This window comes from Herbaspirillum sp. GCM10030257 (genome assembly GCF_042666555.1).
Lineage (GTDB): Bacteria > Pseudomonadota > Gammaproteobacteria > Burkholderiales > Burkholderiaceae_D > Noviherbaspirillum.
The window spans coordinates 1-23,159 of the sequence record NZ_JBHTDH010000002.1 but is presented as its reverse complement, the minus strand read 5'-3'; the positions used below and the strand labels follow the sequence as shown (position 1 = coordinate 23,159).

The following is a 23,159-nucleotide window of genomic DNA, read 5'->3' as shown; positions in this document are numbered from 1 at the left end:
GAGCGCTTTTCCTCGCACGTACCCGACAATGCTCAAAGTGGGGGTTCATGCAGCATCGTTTATTTTTAGTGGGCAAAAATGTTGCCTCGCCGTCGCTGGGTTCCTGTTTGCGGCTTACACTATGTGTTTTCCAGCTTTGGCTTAGATATTTCCATGCATCTCGACGAACCCCTCTCCGATAAAGAATTCAAGGAACTCGACCAGTTCCTCCTGTCCGACCGCTGTGCCGACGATGGCATGACGATGGACTCTCTCCATGGCTTTCTCACTGCGCTGGCGATCGGCCCGGAAGAAGTTCTGATGGCGGAATGGCTGCCGGTGATCTGGGGGTCACATGGCGACAAGGGACCGGCGTTCAAGAACCCGAAAGAAGCCGAGCGGATTACCGGCCTGATCGCGCGCTTCATGAATGAGGTGGCAATTACCTTCGAAGTCGCGCCCAAGGAATTCGAGCCCCTCTACTGCGAACATGAAGTCGATGGCCGCACCCTGCTCGATGCCGAAGCATGGGCCTGGGGGTTCTGGGAAGGGATCAACCTGCGTGCCGAAGCATGGGAACCGATCTGGTCATCCGACTTGACTGATATGGTGCGCCCCGTTTATCTGCTGGGCGCCGATGAAATCGAGGAAGAAGAAATGGCGCTGGTCGACGATCCGGTCAAGCGCCATAAGCTGGCAATCGAATTGGAAGCTGCAATTCCGCATATTCACCGGTTCTGGCAGCCGCATCGCAAGTCGGCGGTCCAGCAGGTGCAGCGAGATGCGCCAAAGATTGGCCGGAACGATCCCTGCCCTTGCGGCAGCGGAAAAAAATACAAGAAGTGCTGCGGAGCCGATCAACCGGCGTGAGGCGCTTTGCCCTCTTCAGACATTGCGCGCTTACTAGCTAGTTAGTGCAGGTGTCGAAGACATGCTGTAGACCGCCAATAAACAAGGCCGGAGTCTGATTCCGACGCCGGCCTTGTTTCAGTACTGCATTGAGCTGGCTGGAGGCCGATCGAAACGCCCTGCCCCGTCCTGCCCAACATAAACCAAATTTCACTCAAATTCCATACTGCTTTTTCGCATTCGGCTTGAAATTGCGGGTGGCGGCATAGATTTCTTCCAGCGGCAGCTTGGGTGACCGGTCCGCAGTGAGCAATCCATTGGCCTCCTGAAAGGTATCGGCGAACTGGGTATAGCAAAAGCCGCTGAACATCGGCGTCTCATTCACCACTTCCAGCAGCCTGCGATAGCTGTCGAGGAATTCCTGGTCGCTGTCTGCCAGAGAATAACCCCATACATTTTTCACACCCTCTTCAGGCCGCTTTGCATAGGTAATCCCGCCGAACTCGGTAAGAATAATTGGCTGGCCACGATGCGGATAACCGTCCAGTGTCAAGATGCGGCCGCCGGGTCGCCTACGGTCAAACAGCTCTTGTGTGGTCACATTGGAGGAATAACGCGCCGCCAGCCGTTCCGCGTCGCCATCGTAGTCGTGGATACCGAGCAGATCGGTGGCCGATGCCTCCCAGCCGTCGTTACCGATGACGGGTCGCGTGGAGTCAAAGGTGCGTGTCAGGTGATACAAGGCTTCAACGGCGTTGCGATGGGCCTGCATCGATGTCAGGTTCGGCACGCCCCAGGACTCGTTGAATGCGACCCAGACGATGATACAAGGGTGGCTGTAATCCCGCTCGATCACTTCGCTCCACTCGCGCACCATGCGGGTGATCGCCTGCGGCGTGAAGCGATACGATGAAGGCATTTCTTCCCACACCAGCAAGCCCAGCCTGTCCGCCCAGTACAAATAGCGCGGATCTTCAATCTTCTGATGCTTGCGCACGCCATTGAAGCCCATGGCTTTGGCAAGTTCGACGTCACGCCGCAATGCATCGTCCGAAGGCGCGCACAGCAGTGTATCGGGCCAGTAGCCCTGGTCCAGCACCAGCTTCAGATGATAGGGACGACCATTGAGCATGAAGCGGTCGCGGTTGATATTCACCGATCTTAACGCCGTATAGGACTTGATCTTGTCTACAACCTGATTGTCGTGCCATAGCGTGACATCGACATCGAGCAAGGTAGGATGCTCGGGGCTCCAGAGCAATTCATTGCGCGAATCGTCAATGCCTGGGTCGGACAAGGCGATCTTGCGATGCGCTTCGCCGCCGATCACCTTGTAGTGGTCATCCGCAAGCATCTTCTGGCCATGCCTGATCCTGACTTCGACCGAGAGGTTGTCTTCAAGGTCGCCGGCGACAAAGGCCTCGCAGCCAATTTCAAAACCTTCAAAGTGTGGTGTCCAGCGCAGCTTTTGAATATAGGTGCGCGGTACGCGCTCCAGCCAGACGGCCTGCCAGATGCCGGTGGTTCTCGGATACCAGATGGAATGCGGTTCGAGTTGCCAGTCCTGTTTGCCGCGTGGCTTTGACAGATCGAGCGGATCATCTTCGACGTACACGGTCACGACGTGATGCGTCTGACCTCCCAGAGCCGTCGTAATATCCGCATAGAAAGAACTATGCCCGCCTTCATGCTCGGTCACCCGGTGACCGTTGACCCAAACGACGGCATGATAGTCGACGGCACCGAAATGCAGCAGTACGCGTTCACCCTCCGCGTCAAGGTCAAACTCCCTTTGATACCAGCAGGCGCGGTTGAATCCGCGATCGCCAACGCCGCTAGCCTGCGATTCCGGCGGAAAGGGGACCTCGATGTTATGTGTCCACTGGATAGGATCAGTCGGGTGAGTGTATTTCCTGTCGTTATCGAACGTAAATTTCCACTGGCCGTTCAGGGGTTGCCAGTGCTCACGTACCAACTGGGGACGCGGGTATGGATAATCAGCCATTCTTGTTCCTGTTCCTTTTTATGTGGTCGGCGGTACCACGTTTGGAGTGAAACCAAACGTGGCTGTTCCCACGCCGGCCAAAGAACTTGCACGATCGCCTCGCAGGCCCGGTCAAAAGCCGGGCGACTTCAGGCGGCTTCGCGCTCGGACGGGCTGTCGCTCCAGGCGATGGTGTTCTCCTGCACATACCGCTCGATGGCGCTGGTAAAGCTCGGAAGGATCAATCCACGCTCACTGGTCAAGGCGGTGATACCACTGCTGGTGCCTCGGACTCTGACTAGCGTGCCGGTATCCATGCCGGCCTGTCGCGCGGCTCGTTCGGCGAACTCGAACCATGAGATAGCCCCCTGGTTGGCAAGGTGCCAGATGCCGTTGGCGCGATCGATCAGCAGGTCGATCGTGGCGTGCGCCAGGTCGGGCACATAGGTAGGTGACACATGGACTTCATCGCTGGCTTCCACCTGACGGCCGGCCGCAAGGTCGCGCAGTACCGCATGCGCAAAGTTATAGCGGTCCCAGGGACCGAAGAATGCGCTGGTACGCACTACTAATGCGTCGGGGAAAACCTGCATCACGCGTTTCTCCGCTTCGGCCTTGCTGCTGCCGTAGACACACAAGGGCGAGACCTTGTCGCTTTCCACATAGGCACGGCCCAGCGTGCCGTCAAATACCAGATCAGAAGAAAAGGTGATGTAGGGAATTCCCATCTTGGCACAGGCGCGGGCAAGCATTTCCGCACCGGCGGCGTTTTCACGGAAGCAGCGATCAGATTCACGCGCTGCATCCGCCACACGCACATACCCGGCGGCATTAATGACTGCCCATGGCCGGTGTCGCGCTAGGGCAGCTTCTACCGACGCCTGGTCGGCGATATCCATTTCATCACGGGTCAGCAGGTCATGCGCAAGACTGCGGTGCTCGCACACACGGGCAAGCGCCCGGCCAAGCGTGCCACGACCGCCTGTGATCACCAGCTTGCGGGCGCTACTACTGACATAAGGGACCATGCTCGGTTGCGGCGGTGGCGCAAAAAAGCGATCGCCACGCTGCCACCAGCCTAGCCCATCCAGCACCGGATGATCGAATCTGCCCTCTTTGGCAAGCCCCGAAACAGCATCGGCAAGCGCTGTCGGACGAACCGTATCGCCCTTACCGCGCACATCGAATACCCCGCTTTCATAGAAGCCGTTTTGCTGAGTCAACAGCGAGTTCCAGTCGACGCAGCCAAAGATTGACCAGACGGTCACGGCGCGGATGTCGGCGCCTTCGGCACGCAGGTTTTGCGCCGCTTGCCAGACCTGCCCGAGCCAGCGCAACTGGTCATCGCGCGATCCGCCAAGGTGCGCTTCAGTGACGGCAATCGGAACACGATAGCGCTCCCAGACTTCACGCAGACGCGCCTCGGGCCCCGTTAATCCGTCGGCCTGGTACGCACGCGTCGCATGCACGTCAACGTAAGGAACCGCATCCGTATGAAAAGCAGGTGGATAGTCCCGGAAACGATGATCGAGAAAACGCTCGCTGGTGACGTAATGATTGATGCCGATAATGTCGGGGATACACGGCTGATTGACAAATTCATCCAGTTGCTCGGCCTCGATGCCGGCATCAATAAAGCGCTGGTACCAGTAATGCGTCTTATCGATGCGGCCGCAGAGTAGATCAAAGGAAAGCCAGCGCCGTTCGTTTTCATAATCGGCCTGGTGCTGTAAGCGCGGGACACTGAAAATCTTGCCCATGTCCTCGGTCTGCACCAGTTTGGCATCGGGGATGTGCTGCCGGATTGCGCGCATTGCCAATACCGTGCCACGGCATTCGGTATACAGGGCGCGCAGCATGGTGTTCTCGTCGTGGCCATGCGGATGCCAATGGCCATACAGGCCACTGAAACGTGCCGTGGTCAGCGGCTCGTTCACCGGCGTGAAGAGCTTGACCCAGGGATACCGAAGGGCAACGCGCTCCGCGTGGCGAGCCAGCAAGACCGGAAAGCTGGAGTCCAGCAGATTGGTATAAGCCGGGCCGCTGCCGTGATGCACCAGTCCGGCGATGGGCGAAATACCGAGCGCCCGCATACGTGCCATGCGCTCGTCATGCCAACCCCACTCGCACTCGTCTGGATGATCAGGCGAAATGGTTTCCCACAGGACTGGATAGCGCAGCGTCCGGATACCGAGGCCTGCGATAGCGTCAAGGTCTTGCAGGCGCCTGGCATGGCCGGTTTCTTCAGCTTGGTTTCGGAATTTGTCCTGAATCCGGACAACGGTACATTCGATGCCGCCCCACAGTTCCAGGGGCTTTTGGCTGACGGTATTAGAAGTAGAAGAGGGCTTGCTATTCGTATTGGTTAGATTCATAGCCGCATAGATGAAATAAAGTGAATGAAATGATCCTTACTCGTCTCCTGACTGTTAGTGATAAAGATCAAGCACACGCGTAGGTTTAGCTGCGTGCGTCGAATGTCTGTCGATTTGATTGGCAGCGGTTGCTTGCTTCCCAGCAAGCAACCACATGAGGCTTGATTCGCTTCGTTATGGCGATGTGATTACGTTAATAACGAAGACCCGTAGTGGCCGCAATCGTTCCTTGATATTTCGCCAAGTGGCGGTTGTTATCAAGCTTCCCACTGCGCCGGGCGGGATGGCGCATAAAGGGCGTCCCACAGAAAAGAAAGGACTTCCGCTCCGTTCTGCGCACACAGGCGGAAAGCCACGATTTCATGTTGCGTTAGAGCGGGTTTCATATTGGTGTGCGGAGAAACGGGTCGATTTGGCGTGCAGGGCAAGGCGCGCGGAGCGCCGTGTGCGGGCCACACAAGCGACAAGCAGCGCCGCCCGGCGCGTCAAGGCGGCCCGAGGCGACAGTACATCAATATGAAACCCGCTCAAAGTATGGGATCGGTATTACATGCGCGGAGCAACAGAAACACGCACGCGCAGGCGCTCGCCCGGATCGTAGGGCAGCATGCTTGTATAGGTGTGACCGTGATATTCATAGGTGACCGCATAGCCGTTATTGCGGGTCTGCCAATTATCGACCTGGCGGCACTGGCGCACCGGCTGCTGTTCGGTGAACGTGCCTGCGCTGCTGTTTTCGACGCGGTCCCCGACAATGGCGCCGGCGATGGCGCCGGCTGCCGTGGCCACAGCCCGACCGCTGCCACCACCTACCTGGTTACCGAGCAAACCGCCTGCGACGCCACCAACAATGGAGCCGCCGATGCCACGCTGCTGCTGGCGCTGTACCGGCACATACTCAGTATGGCATTCTTGCTGCGGGTAATTGACCTGCTCTATTTGGGGTGTCACCCTGAGCACCCGTGCATAGTCGTCAAACTCAGCTGCGAATGCTGCCGATGCAGTTGCGGATGCAATAGTGGCCAGCGCGAGCGCGGCCGTCGTCAAGGTTTTGGACATTTTTGCCTCCCGGGAATAACAACATTAAATCGTACGTCGTTAAACGCCTGAGGCGAATAAATGTATGACGGAAATATGTAACGATATGTATCGACATTTCCCGCCTCTTAAACTCAACCTTGAGCGGTTGTTAAACTCCAGCAATATCCGGCCTGGCGCTGACCATGCGGCTTAACTGGACGAGCAACGTCCCTTGCACCATCGACACCGCAACATTGCTGCCTAGCCTGAAGCCACGCATCGCTGCGGCATCCATTAGTTGCAATACCTGCTCATGCGTTAGATGATGAAAATCATCCATTCCATATAACACTTCACGGTTATGGGAATTAAGCTCGGTGATGATTTCTTCCGGGGTCATGTCGCCTCCGCGTAGCAAGCTTGTTGTGGGTAATGTTTATTTATCAACAGTTTTGACGACACGGGAAATCTGGACCCTGCGCAATTTCGCAAAGCGCTTACACCGGCATTGTGGCCGGTCAATGTTTATTGAAAATTTATCATCGAGCCAAAGCAACTGCGCTGTATGACTTGCTACGCGGAAGGATTATTGAATGCTTCTTCTTCGATACGGTAATCGTCCGCGCAGGTTTTACTGCAGAAGCGCCGAATGTTGTCCAGCGGCTGATTACAATACCAGCAAGCGCCTTTCGGCTTCAATGTGGCAATGTGCATCGCGCCGACGACCCGATCCTGGCCATTAGGCTCGCTTTGCTCTTCAGTATGGTCTGCGTCACTCATGATTCAGCCGCCACTCCCTAACCGACAACGATTGCGCCGAGAGACAAATTGCAATCAGTATAGTCCTACCGTGCAAAGCCAACAGCACGGACAGAAAAACCCCAGCCAGATGTTTGGCCACCGATCAGGCTTTCGGCGTCAGGCAAGAAAAGCCCGCCACCCTTGTGGCGGCGGGCAATACTCAACCTTGAAGAGCCGCCGGATAGGTCTTACGCAACGCATCCGGTGCACTTCATTAAACCAGATATAGCGCATCGCTACACGCCGGACATTTAAATATTTTTTCACCCCTGCGCTGCAAACTCAATGAGGCCGGATGGTTGCCGCCGGCCGCTGCCTACTCCACTGTTCATTGCCTGTCGATTGCCTGTTCGTTGCAACTTTTTGGTTGTCTGGTATCGGCATGTCCAGGATGTGTGCTTCCCCGTTTCCCGTGTGAACTTTTGTTTGCGGCGCTGCGTCAAACCACACCGTTTCAGCAACGAACAACCCGCACCGCAATGCCAGGGAGGTAGTGTGTCAGCAGTACTCGATTCAAATGATGTCGCAACTTCATCCGCGTCCAGAGCCGGCGCGATAGAAATCCGTGAAGGTGACTGGAAAGCTTACGTCGATTGCGTCAATCGATGCAAGGAGGACAAGGGGATTGCTACGCGTTATGGCAGCGTTGCCGCGTACAAGCGAGCCTGTGCCCTTGCCTATCTGGGCAAGCGCGCTCAGTTGCATGGCGGCGTATGCAGCACACGCCATCCGCATGTCATGTCCTCGCAGTTCATCGCCGACCTTGAACTGGCAAACCGCACGGCACGCTTCAATCGCTATCCATGGCTGCGTGCATTGATGACGCTGCTTGCGGAAATCGAACAGATCCAGGATCAGATCTCCAGCAACAATGTCATTTCGCTGGTACCGTCATCCAAGTAAAAACTGCCAGTTCAGCCACGACGAGCCCCGAATGACCGATGCGACGGAAACCGCTGGCCACTTGCACCGGTGGGCTGTTCACGCCCCGGGCGGCTTCACTTCATGCTCAACCTGTGCGCTCTCATCGCCCACCTTGCTCATCCACGCCTTCAGCCAGAATGCTTTCTGGTCCTCGCTAGGCTCCTCAAACCACACGACGATCAAGGTCCCCTTGTGATCATGCAGCTGTGAAAGCTTCCCAAGGAACTGCTGGTCACCCGCCAAGTCGGCGACGGCAAGCGCATAGCCATAGACACGATTAAGACGCTCGATGCGATCCGGTTCGGTATTGCTATTCGTTGCGCTGATTTTCGGATGGTCCAGGTACATCGTTTATTCTCCAACTGAGTGCAAAAGAGTGCAGATCGCGGTGCTCGCCTGCGCGACGGATCCGTCGACGTCATTATAGTTTCGGCACCGTCGCATGACCTCACGGTGCCTCGCCTCGCTATATGCTGCGGCATACGCCAGCATAGCACCGTTCCCCTCGCGGGAACGATCGCCGCCTGCACCTGCCAAACGGGCAGGCATGGAACGTACGTGACAATCCATCAGGCCGCCCGAGGGGAAGCGACGACAAGTGGCGACACCGAGCGGTCTACCGAGGAGATGCATAATGAACCTGCAGGTCGAAACTCGTCAGGGTATGCATGGAGAACGTGAACCAATCGCTTTCACGCTAGGCGAGCGACGCATCGAAGTCATCCAGGTGATCGATCGCTGGCTCGCTGCCGATCACAGTTATTTCAAGATTACCGGCTCCGACCAGGCCACCTACATCCTTCGTTATCTGCTCGCCACACGCGAATGGGATATGACGCTGTTCCAGGCGCCGACATGACTCTGCAGGCCCTGGCGCAGGCTTTGTGTGACAGGCATCGCCGCACCGTCAACAAGATTCACACCATACCTGCGCCACTTCGTATCCATGCGTGCAGTAGCTTGAGTGGTATCAAAACTTCACTGTAGTGGCTCATTACCATCAAGCACATCAAGTTCCATTTCTGCAATCCTCACCTCATGGAGACAACGATGCACAAGACAATGTCGGAACCGCGCGTCGCAGAAGAAGGCGTGACCTTTACGGTAGAAGTTGGTTTCGCCGATCGTGAATGCCTGGTGTCGAAGAACGCCCTCGCTCACTTGCGCCGCATGAAGGGCGGTCAGCTTGACTTCATGGAGACTTACCGCGCATTCGAGGACCAGATTCATAGCGTGGCACGACGCCTCGTCGTCGCAGGTGTGAGCGGCTCGCCGCTTGTCCTTGGTGCTGCCTATTTCGTATGACGCAGTGCCGGCCATGCCGGCATCGCATCAAGACGCCGTGTATCAAGCACGGTTTATGCAGCAGCTCGCGCAGTGCGCGCACAGGTTCTGTGTTTTCGCACGCACTACGCAAGCACCCACTCTCGCACGGATGCAGATGCATGCTCCTCTGAGAATTATCAAAAAGACATCTGGGCGAATGGTCAGAATAAAACCCAGATTGAACCAGAACGGGGAATAGTCCACATGAACCAAGTTAAAGAAACGAACGCTTCAGCACAGTTCCAATACGATCCCAACAATCTGCTGGAATCGCTGATCGAAAAGCTGAATCTGAAAAACGATGCCGCCCTCTCTCGCGCGCTTGAGGTTGCTCCACCGCTGATCAGCAAGATCCGCCATCGCCGCCTGCCGGTCGGCGCATCTCTGCTGATCCGCATGCACGAAGTATCGGACCTGAGCATTCGCGATCTGCGCCAGCTGATGGGAGACCGCCGTAACAAGTTCCGTATCAGCGACAAGCAATTCAAGCCGAAGAACAATTCGGCCGCCTGAGCTGGAAGCGATCACACCGTAGCGACGCGCATGCCGGCGCCTGCTCTTGCAGGCTTCTGCTAACGATCGTAGGTGCGCCGGTGACGGGACGGTGTTGGAAAAAATCCGTCTCTTATCCGTATAGCCATTGTTACCGCTGCCCGGCCGTTAACCGGGCTTGTCAGCTTGAAAGCGCCGTCTGCCCTTCCACCTGGCACATGAAAACTTCACAGCGGACGCGTGAAGGCTGTCGCAGCTGGTTCTTCCCGTTTGGTCAATCGCGGGCGTAATGTCATGTGCTTCGCTGAAGGTTTATCGATTGCCAGCGTACTGTAAGTGTGTAAGTGGCACACGCCAAGTCAGTCGAAGAACATTCCTTGCAGGCGAGTTTCTTTTCTTGTTCTGATTCAACAAATCTGCGCATGGCGTCGCACGCTTGCGACCTCTTGCGCTGAGTTCGCTCAAGTCCCTTTTGCACAAGCACGGTACGATGAAGCCCTCTGCATTGGAGCAAGACATGTTAATTTTTGAAAACCATCAAGTGCCGCCGGACCCGGTTCCGGGAGATGATCCAACTCCCGACCAAAGCCCGACTCCGGACGAGGATCCGGTACCGGACCACAATCCCGTCGCCGATTAATACGCAAAGATTGAGAGATCTACCGTTTGCGTTTGCATTTAAGAGCGCCGTCCCCGCATGGCGCTTGCCTCCCAAGGGCGCAGTCCTGGCACATCGACTTGCCACTGACTGGCCATGATCGTGCCTGATTGCTCAGCCCGATCCAACTCCACCTCCATGAATCACAAGGCCTCGGACTGAGGCGCGCTGCATTATGAACAATCCTGCTCCCGGATGGCTTGAAGCTTTTGCCCTGACTGTCATGCCATGGGTACTGCTGGTTAACCAAATGCCCTGGGTTAGCGTCATCGTCCACCTGCTGATCGCCGTGCCGGTGGTCGCATTAATTCATCGGACCTCCATCATCGTTCTGGAGCGCCTGACTTACTCGCTGCCCTATTCGCGTCGGTTGGTTCAGTATGGCCATCGGGCTGCAGGTATCGTGCTCTTTCTGGTGATATCGCAGGTCATTCTTCGCAGCGCCCCCGAAAGCCTGCCGAACGTTGCCACCGCGAGGCACCTTGGCGCCCTGGCGCTAATTGCCGCCCTTACCTGGCTCGGAGTGCGTTTCGTACGGGCCATCTCACACACCATCATCGAACTCAATCCGGCAGACGTTCCGGACAATTTGCAGGCGCGCCGCGTCCAGACGCAGACAAAGGTACTGGCGCGTTGTGTCATGGCGATCATCATTCTCATTGGCTCAGGAACGGCCTTGTCGACGCTGCCGATTCTGCGCCAGATCGGCACCAGCCTGCTGGCCTCCGCCGGTGTCGCCGGACTAGTGGTCGGCTTTGCCGCCAAACCGGTATTAGGCAATCTGCTCGCGGGCATGCAGATCGCCCTGACACAACCGATCCGGCTGCAGGATGTGGTGATTGTGCAGAATGAATGGGGTCATGTGGAAGAAATTACCGGCACCTATGTCGTCGTGCGCATCTGGGACCAGCGACGAATGATCGTACCGCTCCAATGGTTCATCGAGAATCCATTCCAGAATTGGACACGCTCCAATGCGGACATTCTTGGCACCGTCACGCTTTGGGTCGACTACCGTATGCCCGTGGACGCGCTGCGACAGGAAGCAAGGCGCATCTGTGAAACCGCGCCTGAATGGGATCACGTTCTCTGCCTGGCGCAGGTGGTCGAGGCTGGAGAACGCGCCATGCAGGTGCGAATACTCGTGAGTGCCGGCGACGCGGGTCGCTGCTGGGACCTGCGTTGCCGCTTGCGGGAAGCCCTTGTGGACTTCGTCCAGCGTGAATATCCGGACTACCTGCCTCGCATGCGTGCCGAAGTGGCCGCTGAAGACCCTCACCGCGTAGCAGCCAGCAAGGACGACACGAGCTTGAGCTAACGCAAATGCGGCGAACGTTTCCCTTGATACATTGCTTATCCGAACTGGGAGGAGACATACCATGCAGCAATATATCGACAGCTATCGTACAGCCTATACCTTCAATGAATACCTGATTCGTTCGAGCGTCGAATACTGGACAGCAATGTCCTTTCCGGCAATCTATCTTGCCAAGTATCTCTGAAAAGTCACGGGCAGCTGCCGATCGATGGCAGTTGCCCGGATTTTCACCATGCACCCTATTTCCTTAAAGATCAAATACTTAGCTTGCGTGCATTGGCCTTATCCACAGGATTAACCACAGTTAATGTGAGCAAGTGGTCCGCAAGTGATCTATGCATGAAAAACAAGCAGGCATGCACCATTGGCACCTTCTTGCTTCCTGGTTAACCACTTCAGCATTCAACCTGGAAGCGACACCAGCAGGTGCGTCATGCTCAACGGAGTAAACGGGCGTTTGCAAGCAAGTGTGCTCAGATCCGTTGTCGATGTGCTGGTTTGGCCCGCTGCCAATACGGTAACGGTAACCGGAGCCGCCTCCAGCGCCGATTGCAGAACGATACGAATCAGTTCCTGATTGATTAAAACGTCCTCCTGGCGTGCGTGCCTCGGGAAGAGACCGGCTTCGGTCGCTTTCTTCATTGCCGCATCGATCATCTGGGTTGTTACCTTCATCACAATCCTCCGCACTAAACATCTGCAAGGAATGCCTTGTTCAGCCCGCACGCCTTGCCCGGCACAGTGTGCAAGGCCATTGTGACAAGCGGATGAAAGCGAGCAAATCCGTTCATTCGCAGCGACCTCGCGATGACATTGCCCTTCATCACTTGCAAAATGCATGCCGCGCCACAATGGCGCGTTGCAATGACAATAAATTGCTATAAATCAAGGGAATCTGACGTTGACCCGCGATTTCCCATATATATGGGTAGGCCGCAAAGAAGTGAGCATGAATAATGATGGCTTCCGTATGTCGGAAAAAAACCGACAGTGATACAAGTCATAGAAGGACCATACCGTGATTTTATGTACTGAATGTCGTTGCCGTCTGTCAGACCAGGCCGAAGCCTGTCCCGATTGCGGCTACCCGGCGATAGGGGCTGGCATTCCGGCATCGGATCAGCATCCGCTCTCACAGCAAACATCGCTGAAGCCGTATCGCCTGATGCGTCGTGCGGGGCTGATCACGATCATTGGCGCGGGAGCTGCGGCATTAGCCGATTTTCAGGCAAGTGCGGGGATGGTTGGTGTGGCGGGATGCGCTCTTTACCTTATTGGCCTTCTTGGTGCATGGTGGAATACCTGAAAATCTTCCCTCGCCCGATGTACCTCTGGCTGTCCTGATAGACCCCGATACAGCAATCACCAAGCAAACAAGGGCAGATCCAGAACAGCGACGCGCTTACGCTAGTGCCTTCAGCGCGGACGCCCGCATGTCCAGCCGACGTTGTCCAGACACCGTCATTCCCGGCAAGCCCGCATACGCATACCGCTTCTACCATCTCGCGTCGTACACACCGTCCCCGAGATCAGCTTGGTACTCGACCCCAGCCTTGTACGCCTGACAGCGGTCAATGAGCTGGCATGCATCGCTGCTAGGATAAGTCCACACTGTATGGAGATGCCAGATGCAAATCGAGACGATCGGAAAATATCAGCTGCACTTAGTCGCGCACGAAGTGGCGGGTGGCCAGCGATGGGATTCTTTCATTACCATCCTGAAATTTGACGATGCCAAAGGCGACTTCCGGTGCGTCGTCGAGAAGCGACATGCGACTAAAGAAGCCTTTGACACCTATGAAAAAGCGATCGAAGCTGCGCGACAGGTTGGTACAATGATGATCGAAAAGGGAGAGGTGTAACGCAAGGCAGGCAAGTAATCGCCTGCTTAAATTGACTGGTTGAGGTGATTTGCTCGCACAAGGGTCTTTCGTTATACGGCTTGATAAATTGCAATGGTTTTATGCCTGAGCTCCCTTACCATGGAAATATATTCTGCTTGCCCATCGGTTAGCCTTTTTATGTAACTTCTCTTTGGATTGCCGCCAATGGCTCAGATCCACACGCATTACGACAACTTGAAAGTAGCGCGCAATGCGCCGCCGGAGATCATCCGTGCGGCGTACAAGACGCTGTCGCAAAAATATCATCCGGATCGCAATAGTGATAACCCTGATTCGATCCGCGTTATCCAGATCATCAACTCGGCATATGCGGTCCTTTCAGATCCGGCCAAGCGTCGCGAACACGATGAGTGGATTGCACGCATGGAAGCGCAGAGCCAGCATGCAACTGGCAGCATAGACGATGTCGATTTCGTTATCGGGCGCAGCATCCGCAGGTCTTCGTCGCGTCGCTCGCGCCATCGCCATCATTCCGCTCTCGGGAGCTTCCTCGCGCGACGGGCCCATTCCAATCCGCTATTAAAGGCTTTACAAAAGACTCTCATGTTCTGGGATCAATTGGGACGTAAGCTATTCAGGAAGATCTAAGGGGCTCAAGAGGCGCAGTTCGAGTCGATCGCGGCTAGTAAACACATCGACTTGACAATAAAATTTCAAAATGCAATATCTACGCTTAGCCAAAGAGGACTCGCCTTAGGGCCCGGTGGACATTGAGCTGGAAGAGTTAAAGTGCACGTTGTTAAGCAAAAGCGTCACCCTCGACGAGGTAGCGTCGATTATGCAGCGTGCAGCACGATTGATTGATTAGTTACCGTCTGGAAATCTTGCCTTGGTAGTGAAATTCGTCAAATACGTCGAGTAGGCGGCAAGACCTTACTCGCTATCAATTCCACGATTGGAACGCTCTACCTTGGCCAGCAGTGCAGCGATCGAAGCAGTATTGACCAGTTGGGCATCTTCCGCATCCAACTGGCGTCCATTCCGCATATCGTGGATGACAGATAACAATTCAAGTACCAATCCATAATGGCAGGCAGCTTCAACAAAAATCTCAAGTTGTCTTGCAGTATGTTCGGCGGCGGGCATCAAGAACCTCAGGGTCGGTTTCCACGTCATGTGTCACTTCGTACGGAAATTTCGCCGTAAGTTCCGGTTCTTTACATTTATCCCAACTGCCTTCGACATATCCACACCGATATAAACCGGTGCGGCGCCTAAATAAAAAACCGGCTCGTGGCCGGCTTATGAATTCCCGTGTCTGGGATTGGGGATGTTTTCATGGTACACCATCCTGTCCTTGAAGAACAACAGATTGCGGAGCCGGCTGGAGCCGTTATCATCGCGTCATTGTCGGCAACTACGTCCGGCATCTATTCATTCTCAAGGATTCTGCATGACCTGGCTCATATCTGGCAGCTTGCTTGCCGCCCTGTTTGCCGCAGCGGGTGCCTGCGCACAGACCCGCTCACACGATACGATCGATGAGCTCTACCAGCGCGGGCAACATGAAATGACACCGAACTGGCGCCCACTCGGCAAAACACACAATGCCGCAGTCTTCATTCACAAGGATATCCGCAGGAGCGACAAGGGGAACATCACCTTGTGGATTGACCGTGAACTGCTATCGGCAGAATACCTTGAAAAGGAAAAGGTTTACCTGTCGATCCGCGAACGCATGGTAGTCGATTGCAAAGGCGCCCGCATTGGGGTTGCCGACACATCAATGTATTCCGAGCGGTTTGGCGGCGGCGCCATCGTCGGTATCAGCCGAATGAAAAATCCCGATATGATCGATGTCGTACCCGACTCGATCGAAGACCAGATTCTCAAGATCGCATGCGCGCCAAAACCGCGCAACGCGCCATCAGCAAAACCAACGCCACGCAAAGCTGCCCCTGCGGAAGCCAAGCCTGGAACCTGAACGGTACCCGGTTCGTCAGGCTCTTTGCTCACATGCACAGGGAACTGGTGTCTTTACTGAGAGTTCAGTAGATACTTGACACACTCAACCCCCATCCCAGCCTTCCCCCTGCCAGGAGGAAGGAGCCGGTTCCCTCCCCGGGCAGGGGGAGGGTTAGGGGCGCCCGGCGTAGGATGGGGGTCGAAAGCACCAATACGCTCCTCTGTCATTTATTTACCGAATGCTCAGTAGGTGACTTGTGGTTAAGGCATATCAAAATCTTTTTGTCTACTCTCTTCAACATACCCATACTCATACTTAAGGCCAATGTCATGCTGGGGAGGGCGACATGAAAGAAAATTCTGTTTGGTTGTACATAAAGGTGGTATGCGTGCTCGCCTATCTCTACATCGCGGCAGCAGTCATCTGCTGCCTGCCACGGCTATTCGTGGTGCGGCATCCCGCATTGAAGCCGACCGGATACGGATTGGATAAGGAAGCGCTGGGCAAAAGCGGGGTACATATGGAATCGGCATAGCTAAAACAGCAAAGGCCCGCCAAATCGACATACGATTTGGCGGGCCTTTTAAATACTGGCTCCCCGACCTGGACTCGAACCAGGGACCTGCGGATTAACAGTCCGTCGCTCTACCGACTGAGCTATCAGGGAAAAGAGGCCGCATTATAAAGGCGATCCTGCCGGCAAGTCAAAAATTTATTTCAGAAGCCTTTCATCGCGACGCATCGCCTGCCATACTGCCTTGCTTTATGCATCACATCTGCATCTGCAATGCCGGGTTTCGCCGAGGCTCTACCTGCCTTACGGAACTGGCGTTCGCTTTGCATACCTAATTACTCCACGGCCAACATCAATAGCAATCGTAATGAAAGACCCGAAACAAAACGCGGCGAACAGGGAAGTCAGTCTTGATGATCTTGTGGCACTAGTTGAAAAAGCAGCAGCCACCATAAGCCGCCTTCAGGAAGAGGTCGCACGCCAGAAGCAGCAGATCCGCGAGCTTGAACAGGCACAGGAAGCGGTGCGCCAGGACGTCGACTGGAGTCGCTGGTTCCGACAGAAATATCAGAACACCGTTTACTACCCCGTCATAGAAAAGGCCTACTTCGAAGATCATCCTTCGGCATCTGCGGCAGCCGATCCGGGTTCCGCCGGCACCTGATTTGTCCGGTGTGGCGACGGAAATATCAGGAAGGATGCTGAGGCGCATAGTAGGCTAGTCGCCGGAGAATTGGTTGCGCCTCGTGGATGCAAAACGAGGCGCTTAGCGCCTCGTTGAATTATTACGATGTGGAGCATTGAGGGACTGGAGCCTATCTTTCCAATGGCCTCAAGATCTGTTGGCCGCCAAGAAAAAATCGACAACAGGGTCAGCGCACAAAGCCGGCAAATCCTGCACAACCATTACCGCCACCATCTACGCAGCAATGCACAGTGCCTCTCACCGGCAAGGTATTCAACTTACTTGCAATCCCTGCGGACGAGAAATACCAGGCCCAACGAGCACGCGACGCCACGTACCAATGTACGTACCTGTGCGCTACTCAACAATGATGGACGAGACTTTAAACGAATCTTGTTGTGCAAAGACCTTCCCATGATTACCCCCCGTGTGCGCAATTAACTTCCGATGAGTGAAATTATAAATAGCAAGCCATTACCCGAATGTGACACTCAGCACAATTGCAATTGACGCAGAGCAAATAGATGTGCTGCCGGGTGCCAACGGTTAGCTAAGGGAGCAGTCATGAAGATTTGTGCAGCATAGGGGCATTGAGGTGCATAAACATCTTTACGCGTCGGCCTTGCCCTGTACAGCGCAGAATACGTCAATCTGTATCCCTTCAGCATGCATTGCGCTCGCTTGCAATGATTTGCAGACTGTATTGTCCAAGGGTTTCAATCATTGCATTTCACCATGCAAATCACCGACCAAAAAACCCGCTTGATGCTCGAACATCCCGGTGCCTTCGCCCTGCGAACGCTAAAGGGCTTTCGCGCCAACCAGGGCCTGTTACTAGCCGGCGCAGTCGCCTATTACGCCCTTCTTTCCATCATTCCGATGCTCATCGTGACGCTGTTCGCGTTATCGCATTTCGTGGACGAGGGTGAACTGCTTCAAACCATAGGGCGTTACCTGGAGTGGCTGATTCCCGGCCAGTCGAAGGCAGTAGTCGCTGAACTGGCAAACTTTATGGCCCATCGCGAAACGATCGGCTGGCTACTGTTTGCGACGCTGATCTTTTTCAGTTCACTGGCCTTCACTGTCCTGGAGAATGCGATGTCGGTGATTTTTCTTCATCGCGTGTCGATCCGGCGCAGGCACTTTCTGATCTCCGCCCTGCTCCCTTACTGCTACATCCTGTCATTGGGTGTGGGATTGCTGATCGTCACCGTGGTCGCCGGCAGTTTGCAAGCCATTGGCGAAGAGAGCATCAACCTGTTCGGAAGAACATGGTCATTAAGCGGCATATCGGGCGTGCTCCTTTACCTGCTGGGACTCGGAGGGGAAATCCTTGTGCTGACCTCGGTGTACATGGTCATGCCCGTCGGCCGACTGATGTGGCGCCACGCCCTGGTGGGCGGCGTCACAGCCGCCCTGTTATGGGAAATCACACGGCATCTCCTTGTCTGGTACTTTGCGACGCTGTCGCAAATCAATGTGGTGTACGGCTCAATGACGACCGCAATCGTTGTCCTGCTCAGCCTGGAAATCGCCGCCGCATTATTTTTGTTTGGCGCACAGGCGATTGCAGAGTTTGAGCGCACGGATATCGGACCGAATACAGATGTCGTCGAAGGGTTTCATACGGACGAAGCGTAGGATGCAGACGTAACACCATCACCTGATGTAAAGGCAAAGCGAATTCACGAAGACCAGCGGGGATTTGATGCCAGAGGGAGGAAGCAAGCGGAGGGGTTGGTACGTCCGCTCGTGTATGTTCGAGCGGGACGTACCTGACTACCATCATGCATATCGGTTGCATGTACAGCAGATGAGTGAATCTTACGCGTCTGATATGACAGCGCTATGACGACGCTCAAAGATTATTTCGATGCCGCGGGAGGCGGAATACACAGCGCGTAATTGCATGCTGATGCGTTTAGGATTTCAGCAAATGCCAAGTATGCGACTCAGGCCAGCATCACAAACACGGGAAATATTGACAGTCTGGCCGAACGTTTAAGTTCAGCCAGACTGTCAGTTATTTTTGAGCCAGTGGGGTTGTTGCAGGTGCCGTCGCCGCAGGCTTAACGGATGTGTCGGCCGATTGTGCTTGTGCTGGCGGCGCCTGAACGATGCTCTCGCCCATGATGACACTGATTAGTGTTGGGTAATCGTAAGCAGCACCTGAGCTGGTATCGACTGCGGCGCCAATAATGCCGCCAAAAATAATATTGCCAAATGCCATACTCTTAGTGCTTGATTTGACCGCAGCCATACCAGGTTGCATGCCATCTTTCTCGCATTTGACATTTAAGTCATCGTAGGCCCGGTTAATTGTCACTGTGCCAGGCGTCGTTACATAAAATGTCCCTTTGGGATTGACCAGCGCGCACTGTGCGCCTACGACTTGTGTTCCTTTATGTCGCGCTTCGACAGATACGACTTGGTTTGTCCCGTTTACGATGGACGCGCAGCCAGTCAATAAAGTCGATCAAAATAAAATTGTGATGAGTGCCGTTCTGGAAAAGATGCGATGCACGTTGTCTCCCTGTAGTGATGCGTTGTAATTATGTATATTGCGCAATTAGAGCGTAAACCGACTTCCGGCACTCTCCCATATGTATGGGAATAAAGGTGGGCGCTTGGGTTGGCAAGAGAAACTTCGCAAGATTTAAGGCATCCTGCTTAGGATGTTTGTGATTGAAATAAGCATCACAAAGATAGGATTTACGTGAAAACCTTTGGAAAACGCCGGCGCTCCTTTGCTAATCAGGCCAAAACAAGCTTGCTTCAATAACTACATAGTGCTAGCTGAATTACAAATAAAAAAACGCGTCATCTTTGAAATTCAAAGATGACGCGTTTTGTCTTGGCGGAGAGGGGGGGATTCGAACCCCCGTTGACTCTCTATCTATATTGCTCCCAACAAAATGCTGTCAAAAAGCTGTCATTGAGTGATGCGCGTTATAATTTTTGCAATACACAATTTGCAATAAGGAGAACCGTATGGAGGTCGTTTTTGAGCGAGAGTCGCTGTACAACGATGTCTGGCAATTCCCAATGACTCAGCTAGCGAAGCGGTACGGTCTGTCCGACAACGGCCTTCGGAAGGTATGCAAAGCGCTAGCGATACCTCTCCCAGAGCGAGGGCATTGGGCAAAGGTCTCCGCTGGCCAAACGATAAAAAGTAAGTTTTTGCCTCCTTTTGACGGCCCAACTCAGTTCATTTCTCGACCTGATCCCGCCTCGAAGTCAACAGAACGAAATTCAATAGAGCAAATTTGGCTTAAAGAGCGCATTGCGTTCGAGCGTGAGGCTGAACATCAAATCGTTGTGGAGATGTCCTTGCGTCGTCCGCACCCATTGGTAAGAGACTGCCGACGTGTTGTCGATCAGGCACGGAAAAACCTAGAATCAGCGCGGAAAAAGGCAGAAAAGGCAAAACGTTCGCAGTCCAAAAAGCATCGCGAACCAGATTTTTCGATATTCGACTCGCACAGTTGGAGCCACTATGAATCGCACGGCTACTTGGAAATACCGGACAGCGTCCTTCCGCTGAGGGTTTCTTTAGAGTCCGCAGATCGTGCATTATGCATTTGGGATACTTTGCTAAAGGCAGCAGAATCACGTGGTTTTGAATGCCAGCTTACAAAAGCACGCTTGACACTAAAACTGGATGCTATCGAAGTGGATCTTCGAATGTCCGAAGAACTCAAGCAAGTGATTGGGTCAACTAGCGGGATGTCAGAGTTTGAAATCCTTATTAAAAAAAACGTACGAAGACAAGGTACGGGAAACCTACGCGTTTTCGTATGTTATCCAGGAGGTGAAACAAGGTTTTCAGACGAACAAAAACGACCGATTGATATACAGTTAAACGCCATCTTTTGACGTGTCTATCGAGTGATCTTACGCATCAAAGCCGACCGAGTAACAGCGGCAGAAAATAGTCGTCTACGTGTCTTAGCAGATCAACGTCGCGAAGAAGAGAGATTTATAGCAGCCGAGAAGCAGCGGCAAAAAGAGGAAGAGCGAAGAAAGCGCGACCTTCTGAAAGCTGAAGCACTATCTTGGAATCAAGCGTGCCAGATTCGTTCTTATGTTGCGCATCTATTGGAGGCAAATAACGGTGAGTCGAATCCTTGGCTATTATGGGCTTCGAATGAAGCTGATAAGATTGATCCGACACTAGAAAGGCTCGCGTCGTTTAAAAACATCGATTAGGATAAACGCAATTGCCGTTTGTATTTTCGAAAGCTTCGCAAATTACTATGCCCGGTATTCGGCATCAGGCCTAACAAACCACTGTCTTCCCATCTTCTCGACGAAGTTCAAGCATAAGTGACGCCCGAATAAAATCCTCCCATGTTCATGGGATGGTGAGTACGTCTTTCAATGTATAGGCTATTGCCTTTCAGCAATTCCTTTACAACAATGGACCGGAGCTTCCTTTGAAACAATCCTTCGTACTCATCTCTGCTGTTGCCACTATCTTCTTGACTGGATGTGCAAGCGTCGGCAATGAAACCCTGCGTGCCGAGTCAGAGCAGACGGTGACCACCAAGATCGTTGAAGGTAAAACGACTAAAAACGAGATCCGCACCATGTTTGGATCGCCGATGAAGACTAGCTTCACCGATGGCGGCTTGGAAATCTGGAACTACGAGTTCAGCAACGTCTCTGCCGACGCGATCAGCTATGTCCCCATCATCAATATGTTCGGCGGAAGTGCGAGCGGCAAGAAGAAAGAGCTGGTGGTTCTGTTTGAATCGAATAACACGGTCAAGCGCTACTCCATGAGCGAATCGCATGTGACCCAGAAGACTGGCCTGTTCAATAACTAGTACCGACAGACGTCATGAAGCCAGTTCCCAAATTTATTCTCTCTTCGCTATGTGCGTCACTATTAGCCGTATCGGCACAGGCAGCGGATTTTCTGTCTGGGACAGCCAAATTTTCGGCTGAAGGCACCGTTGAACAAGGTGTAGAAAAAGGTGTTTTGAACGGTGTGGCCTACAAAGTTTACTACTCAGATGGTAGCGGCATCTTTGCGGGCAAAGAAGGGAACAATTTGGGTGTTGGCGAGCAACTTGGCAGTAACTGGGACATTGAGTGCAAAACAGATGCGATGACTGACAAGAAGACCTGTTCTATGCACCGGGGAGATCTCTGGGTCTACGTACATGGGACCGGGAAGGCCGTCGTCAGCATTGGGGCCGAGCACTTTCCAGGGACTTCAGTCGCCATTCGGATAGACGGCGGCAAACCGATTTCAACGTCAAGCGCAAACGACGGTGATTTCTCGGGTGCCGCAAGCGCAAGTCTCATCGCGCAGTTAAAGAAGGCCAAATCCGTGACGACTCGCTACATGAAATGGCCTTATCAACAGTACATCGACGATACGCGTGATGCATTTGGTTTTAAGGAAGCATTCCAGTACATCACTTGGGCCGTGAAACACGGAAAATAGATCTTGCCTATGGCGCCATGCCTTCAGAAATAACAAACGCCTGACACGCCCTGCCCGCTGCAAGCGCTTCCTCCACACGCACCTTCAGCGCGTCAATATCTCGTCTAATGTCTTCACGAACCAGCCCGTCTCTTAAAAGCAATTTACCCTCACACGAATCCTGCACGGTATAGTTGCCCATCGTTTACCCATTCAAGTGATCGTTCTAGGCGTGGGGGGGAAGAGTAAGCGCATTGCGGAACGTCGCCCCATTTATTTTGTCGTTATCTAATTAGCATTTTTCTGAGTTAGACTACTGATTGGCCTAGGCAACACATTACCGACTATCATTTGGAATCGCTTTCGTTGTCCAGAGTGCAGAATGTCACAGTTACTTCAGTCAACCTCAAAAGAAAACAAAGAGTTCTTGATTTTAATTTGGGACCTCCATCCCGATGCCTCAGTTACCATCAGTGAAATGGTGAAGTCATGCGGCTATCAAACTGCCACAGTGAAAGACGTCAAAAATAATATATGGCGTCAAATAAATTTTGATGTCGTACTGCTAGATATTGGGCACGCACGCCCGATAGATCTAGACACAGGTCGAATGATCAAAAGCCTGCAACCTCAAATCAAATTGATAGCAACAAGCGCATATTTAGGGGAATCAACACCTCTGCACGCAGAATTCATAGATCGATTCCTTGCAAAGCCATTCACGCTCAATGCACTTCGCGCGGCACTCGAAAAAGTCACTGGTCTTTCGTGACTTCATCTAACGCCGCACCCTTGCCGCACGACTCATCTACAAGACATGCATATGGATTTTGAAAATATATTTCAGCGTGATTTTGTTGAGATTGACCTGCAACCCAACTTAGTCCGAAACCGCGATGGAAACTGCGGTTAGAAATCGTTGTGCAAAGCGGTTAGGCGTCAGGTAGCCAAGCGAACTGTGCGGCCGTTCGTCGTTGTATTCCTGTCGCC

Annotated in this window: 29 protein-coding genes, 1 tRNA gene and 1 pseudogene; 20 read left to right on the top strand and 11 right to left on the bottom strand. The window is 53.7% G+C overall.

The annotated features are described in order from the left end of the window. Positions 1–153: 153 nt before the first annotated feature. On the top strand, positions 154–849 hold the full coding sequence (locus tag ACFQUU_RS02660; protein WP_382242275.1) for a UPF0149 family protein: 696 nt from the start codon (positions 154–156) through the stop codon (positions 847–849). A gap of 193 nt (positions 850–1,042) precedes the next feature. Here ACFQUU_RS02660 and ACFQUU_RS02655 read toward each other — a convergent pair whose 3' ends face one another. From ACFQUU_RS02655 to ACFQUU_RS02635, 5 genes are all read right to left on the bottom strand, one after another. Then, positions 1,043–2,833, bottom strand: coding sequence for a glycoside hydrolase family 2 protein (locus ACFQUU_RS02655; RefSeq protein ID WP_382242272.1), 1,791 nt, complete (start codon positions 2,831–2,833; stop codon positions 1,043–1,045). A gap of 128 nt (positions 2,834–2,961) precedes the next feature. Continuing rightward, a complete protein-coding gene (locus ACFQUU_RS02650) occupies positions 2,962–5,187 on the bottom strand; it encodes a family 1 glycosylhydrolase (RefSeq protein WP_382242269.1) in 2,226 nt (741 codons plus the stop codon). Positions 5,188–5,733: 546 nt separating this feature from the next. Next, positions 5,734–6,246, bottom strand: a complete 513-nt coding sequence (locus tag ACFQUU_RS02645; protein ID WP_382242266.1) for a glycine zipper 2TM domain-containing protein — start codon at positions 6,244–6,246, stop codon at positions 5,734–5,736. A 130-nt stretch (positions 6,247–6,376) separates the two neighbouring features. Further along, on the bottom strand, positions 6,377–6,607 hold the full coding sequence (locus tag ACFQUU_RS02640) for a hypothetical protein (RefSeq protein WP_057291712.1): 231 nt from the start codon (positions 6,605–6,607) through the stop codon (positions 6,377–6,379). Between the two features lie 173 nt (positions 6,608–6,780). Beyond that, positions 6,781–6,987 carry a hypothetical protein gene (locus ACFQUU_RS02635; RefSeq protein WP_382242263.1) on the bottom strand — a complete coding sequence of 69 codons (207 nt, stop codon included), beginning with the start codon at positions 6,985–6,987 and terminating at the stop codon, positions 6,781–6,783. Positions 6,988–7,503: 516 nt separating this feature from the next. On the opposite strand from ACFQUU_RS02635, the gene ACFQUU_RS02630 reads away from it, so the two are divergent. Continuing rightward, positions 7,504–7,911: a hypothetical protein gene (locus ACFQUU_RS02630; protein ID WP_382242260.1), complete on the top strand. Its 408-nt coding sequence runs from the start codon at positions 7,504–7,506 to the stop codon at positions 7,909–7,911. A gap of 78 nt (positions 7,912–7,989) precedes the next feature. Here the strand turns inward: ACFQUU_RS02630 and ACFQUU_RS02625 are convergent, their stop codons facing one another. Beyond that, complete coding sequence (locus ACFQUU_RS02625; RefSeq protein ID WP_382242257.1) at positions 7,990–8,280, bottom strand: hypothetical protein; 291 nt, start codon at positions 8,278–8,280, stop codon at positions 7,990–7,992. Between the two features lie 286 nt (positions 8,281–8,566). Between ACFQUU_RS02625 and ACFQUU_RS02620 the strand changes: the two genes are divergently transcribed. From ACFQUU_RS02620 to ACFQUU_RS02595, 6 genes are all read left to right on the top strand, one after another. After that, a complete protein-coding gene (locus tag ACFQUU_RS02620) occupies positions 8,567–8,791 on the top strand; it encodes a hypothetical protein (protein ID WP_382242254.1) in 225 nt (74 codons plus the stop codon). A gap of 191 nt (positions 8,792–8,982) precedes the next feature. Then, positions 8,983–9,237 (top strand): DUF1488 family protein, encoded by a 255-nt coding sequence (locus ACFQUU_RS02615; protein ID WP_156396659.1) that lies wholly within the window; start codon positions 8,983–8,985, stop codon positions 9,235–9,237. 225 nt (positions 9,238–9,462) lie between these two features. Further along, a complete protein-coding gene (locus tag ACFQUU_RS02610; protein WP_057291717.1) occupies positions 9,463–9,771 on the top strand; it encodes a hypothetical protein in 309 nt (102 codons plus the stop codon). 496 nt (positions 9,772–10,267) lie between these two features. After that, positions 10,268–10,390 carry a hypothetical protein gene (locus tag ACFQUU_RS02605; RefSeq protein ID WP_382242251.1) on the top strand — a complete coding sequence of 41 codons (123 nt, stop codon included), beginning with the start codon at positions 10,268–10,270 and terminating at the stop codon, positions 10,388–10,390. Between the two features lie 193 nt (positions 10,391–10,583). Further along, a complete protein-coding gene (locus ACFQUU_RS02600; RefSeq protein WP_382242249.1) occupies positions 10,584–11,726 on the top strand; it encodes a mechanosensitive ion channel family protein in 1,143 nt (380 codons plus the stop codon). Positions 11,727–11,787: 61 nt separating this feature from the next. Continuing rightward, on the top strand, positions 11,788–11,910 hold the full coding sequence (locus tag ACFQUU_RS02595; protein ID WP_268793434.1) for a hypothetical protein: 123 nt from the start codon (positions 11,788–11,790) through the stop codon (positions 11,908–11,910). A gap of 218 nt (positions 11,911–12,128) precedes the next feature. Here the strand turns inward: ACFQUU_RS02595 and ACFQUU_RS02590 are convergent, their stop codons facing one another. Then, the gene (locus ACFQUU_RS02590) at positions 12,129–12,401 is read right to left on the bottom strand and encodes a hypothetical protein (RefSeq protein ID WP_382242245.1); all 273 of its coding nucleotides are present in this window, start codon (positions 12,399–12,401) and stop codon (positions 12,129–12,131) included. A gap of 343 nt (positions 12,402–12,744) precedes the next feature. Here ACFQUU_RS02590 and ACFQUU_RS02585 point away from each other — a divergent pair, with 343 nt between their 5' ends. The 3 genes and pseudogenes from ACFQUU_RS02585 to ACFQUU_RS02575 form a co-directional block, all read left to right on the top strand. Next, positions 12,745–13,032, top strand: a complete 288-nt coding sequence (locus ACFQUU_RS02585) for a hypothetical protein (RefSeq protein WP_382242242.1) — start codon at positions 12,745–12,747, stop codon at positions 13,030–13,032. 322 nt (positions 13,033–13,354) lie between these two features. Beyond that, entirely contained in the window at positions 13,355–13,588 is a 234-nt protein-coding gene (locus ACFQUU_RS02580; RefSeq protein ID WP_382242239.1) for a hypothetical protein, read from the top strand. A gap of 186 nt (positions 13,589–13,774) precedes the next feature. Then, positions 13,775–13,999, top strand: a pseudogene (locus ACFQUU_RS02575) (J domain-containing protein); the annotation flags it as partial. Between the two features lie 504 nt (positions 14,000–14,503). Here the strand turns inward: ACFQUU_RS02575 and ACFQUU_RS02570 are convergent. After that, a complete protein-coding gene (locus ACFQUU_RS02570; RefSeq protein ID WP_382242236.1) occupies positions 14,504–14,746 on the bottom strand; it encodes a hypothetical protein in 243 nt (80 codons plus the stop codon). 277 nt (positions 14,747–15,023) lie between these two features. Here ACFQUU_RS02570 and ACFQUU_RS02565 point away from each other — a divergent pair, with 277 nt between their 5' ends. Both ACFQUU_RS02565 and ACFQUU_RS02560 read left to right on the top strand, forming a co-directional pair. After that, positions 15,024–15,554 (top strand): surface-adhesin E family protein, encoded by a 531-nt coding sequence (locus ACFQUU_RS02565; RefSeq protein ID WP_382242233.1) that lies wholly within the window; start codon positions 15,024–15,026, stop codon positions 15,552–15,554. Between the two features lie 328 nt (positions 15,555–15,882). After that, the gene (locus tag ACFQUU_RS02560) at positions 15,883–16,071 is read left to right on the top strand and encodes a hypothetical protein (protein ID WP_382242230.1); all 189 of its coding nucleotides are present in this window, start codon (positions 15,883–15,885) and stop codon (positions 16,069–16,071) included. A 56-nt stretch (positions 16,072–16,127) separates the two neighbouring features. Here ACFQUU_RS02560 and ACFQUU_RS02555 read toward each other — a convergent pair. Beyond that, positions 16,128–16,203: transfer RNA gene (locus tag ACFQUU_RS02555), tRNA-Asn, on the bottom strand. 214 nt (positions 16,204–16,417) lie between these two features. Between ACFQUU_RS02555 and ACFQUU_RS02550 the strand changes: the two genes are divergently transcribed. Both ACFQUU_RS02550 and ACFQUU_RS02545 read left to right on the top strand, forming a co-directional pair. Beyond that, positions 16,418–16,714 (top strand): hypothetical protein, encoded by a 297-nt coding sequence (locus ACFQUU_RS02550; protein WP_382242227.1) that lies wholly within the window; start codon positions 16,418–16,420, stop codon positions 16,712–16,714. A 756-nt stretch (positions 16,715–17,470) separates the two neighbouring features. Continuing rightward, positions 17,471–18,376: a YihY/virulence factor BrkB family protein gene (locus ACFQUU_RS02545; RefSeq protein WP_382242224.1), complete on the top strand. Its 906-nt coding sequence runs from the start codon at positions 17,471–17,473 to the stop codon at positions 18,374–18,376. 382 nt (positions 18,377–18,758) lie between these two features. On the opposite strand, the gene ACFQUU_RS02540 is transcribed toward ACFQUU_RS02545, so the two are convergent. After that, entirely contained in the window at positions 18,759–19,007 is a 249-nt protein-coding gene (locus ACFQUU_RS02540) for a hypothetical protein (protein ID WP_382242221.1), read from the bottom strand. Positions 19,008–19,726: 719 nt separating this feature from the next. Here ACFQUU_RS02540 and ACFQUU_RS02535 point away from each other — a divergent pair. The 5 genes from ACFQUU_RS02535 to ACFQUU_RS02515 all read left to right on the top strand — a co-directional run bounded on the left by ACFQUU_RS02535 (position 19,727) and on the right by ACFQUU_RS02515 (position 22,941). Further along, entirely contained in the window at positions 19,727–20,611 is an 885-nt protein-coding gene (locus ACFQUU_RS02535; RefSeq protein WP_382242218.1) for a hypothetical protein, read from the top strand. Between the two features lie 12 nt (positions 20,612–20,623). Beyond that, positions 20,624–20,944 (top strand): hypothetical protein, encoded by a 321-nt coding sequence (locus tag ACFQUU_RS02530; protein WP_382242215.1) that lies wholly within the window; start codon positions 20,624–20,626, stop codon positions 20,942–20,944. Positions 20,945–21,171: 227 nt separating this feature from the next. Beyond that, on the top strand, positions 21,172–21,564 hold the full coding sequence (locus ACFQUU_RS02525) for a hypothetical protein (protein WP_382242212.1): 393 nt from the start codon (positions 21,172–21,174) through the stop codon (positions 21,562–21,564). A gap of 14 nt (positions 21,565–21,578) precedes the next feature. Beyond that, complete coding sequence (locus ACFQUU_RS02520) at positions 21,579–22,190, top strand: hypothetical protein (RefSeq protein ID WP_382242210.1); 612 nt, start codon at positions 21,579–21,581, stop codon at positions 22,188–22,190. Positions 22,191–22,551: 361 nt separating this feature from the next. Then, positions 22,552–22,941 (top strand): response regulator, encoded by a 390-nt coding sequence (locus ACFQUU_RS02515; protein ID WP_382242206.1) that lies wholly within the window; start codon positions 22,552–22,554, stop codon positions 22,939–22,941. A 108-nt stretch (positions 22,942–23,049) separates the two neighbouring features. Here ACFQUU_RS02515 and ACFQUU_RS02510 read toward each other — a convergent pair. Beyond that, positions 23,050–23,159: integrase core domain-containing protein (locus tag ACFQUU_RS02510; protein ID WP_382243339.1), on the bottom strand; the 110-nt coding region annotated here is incomplete at its 5' end.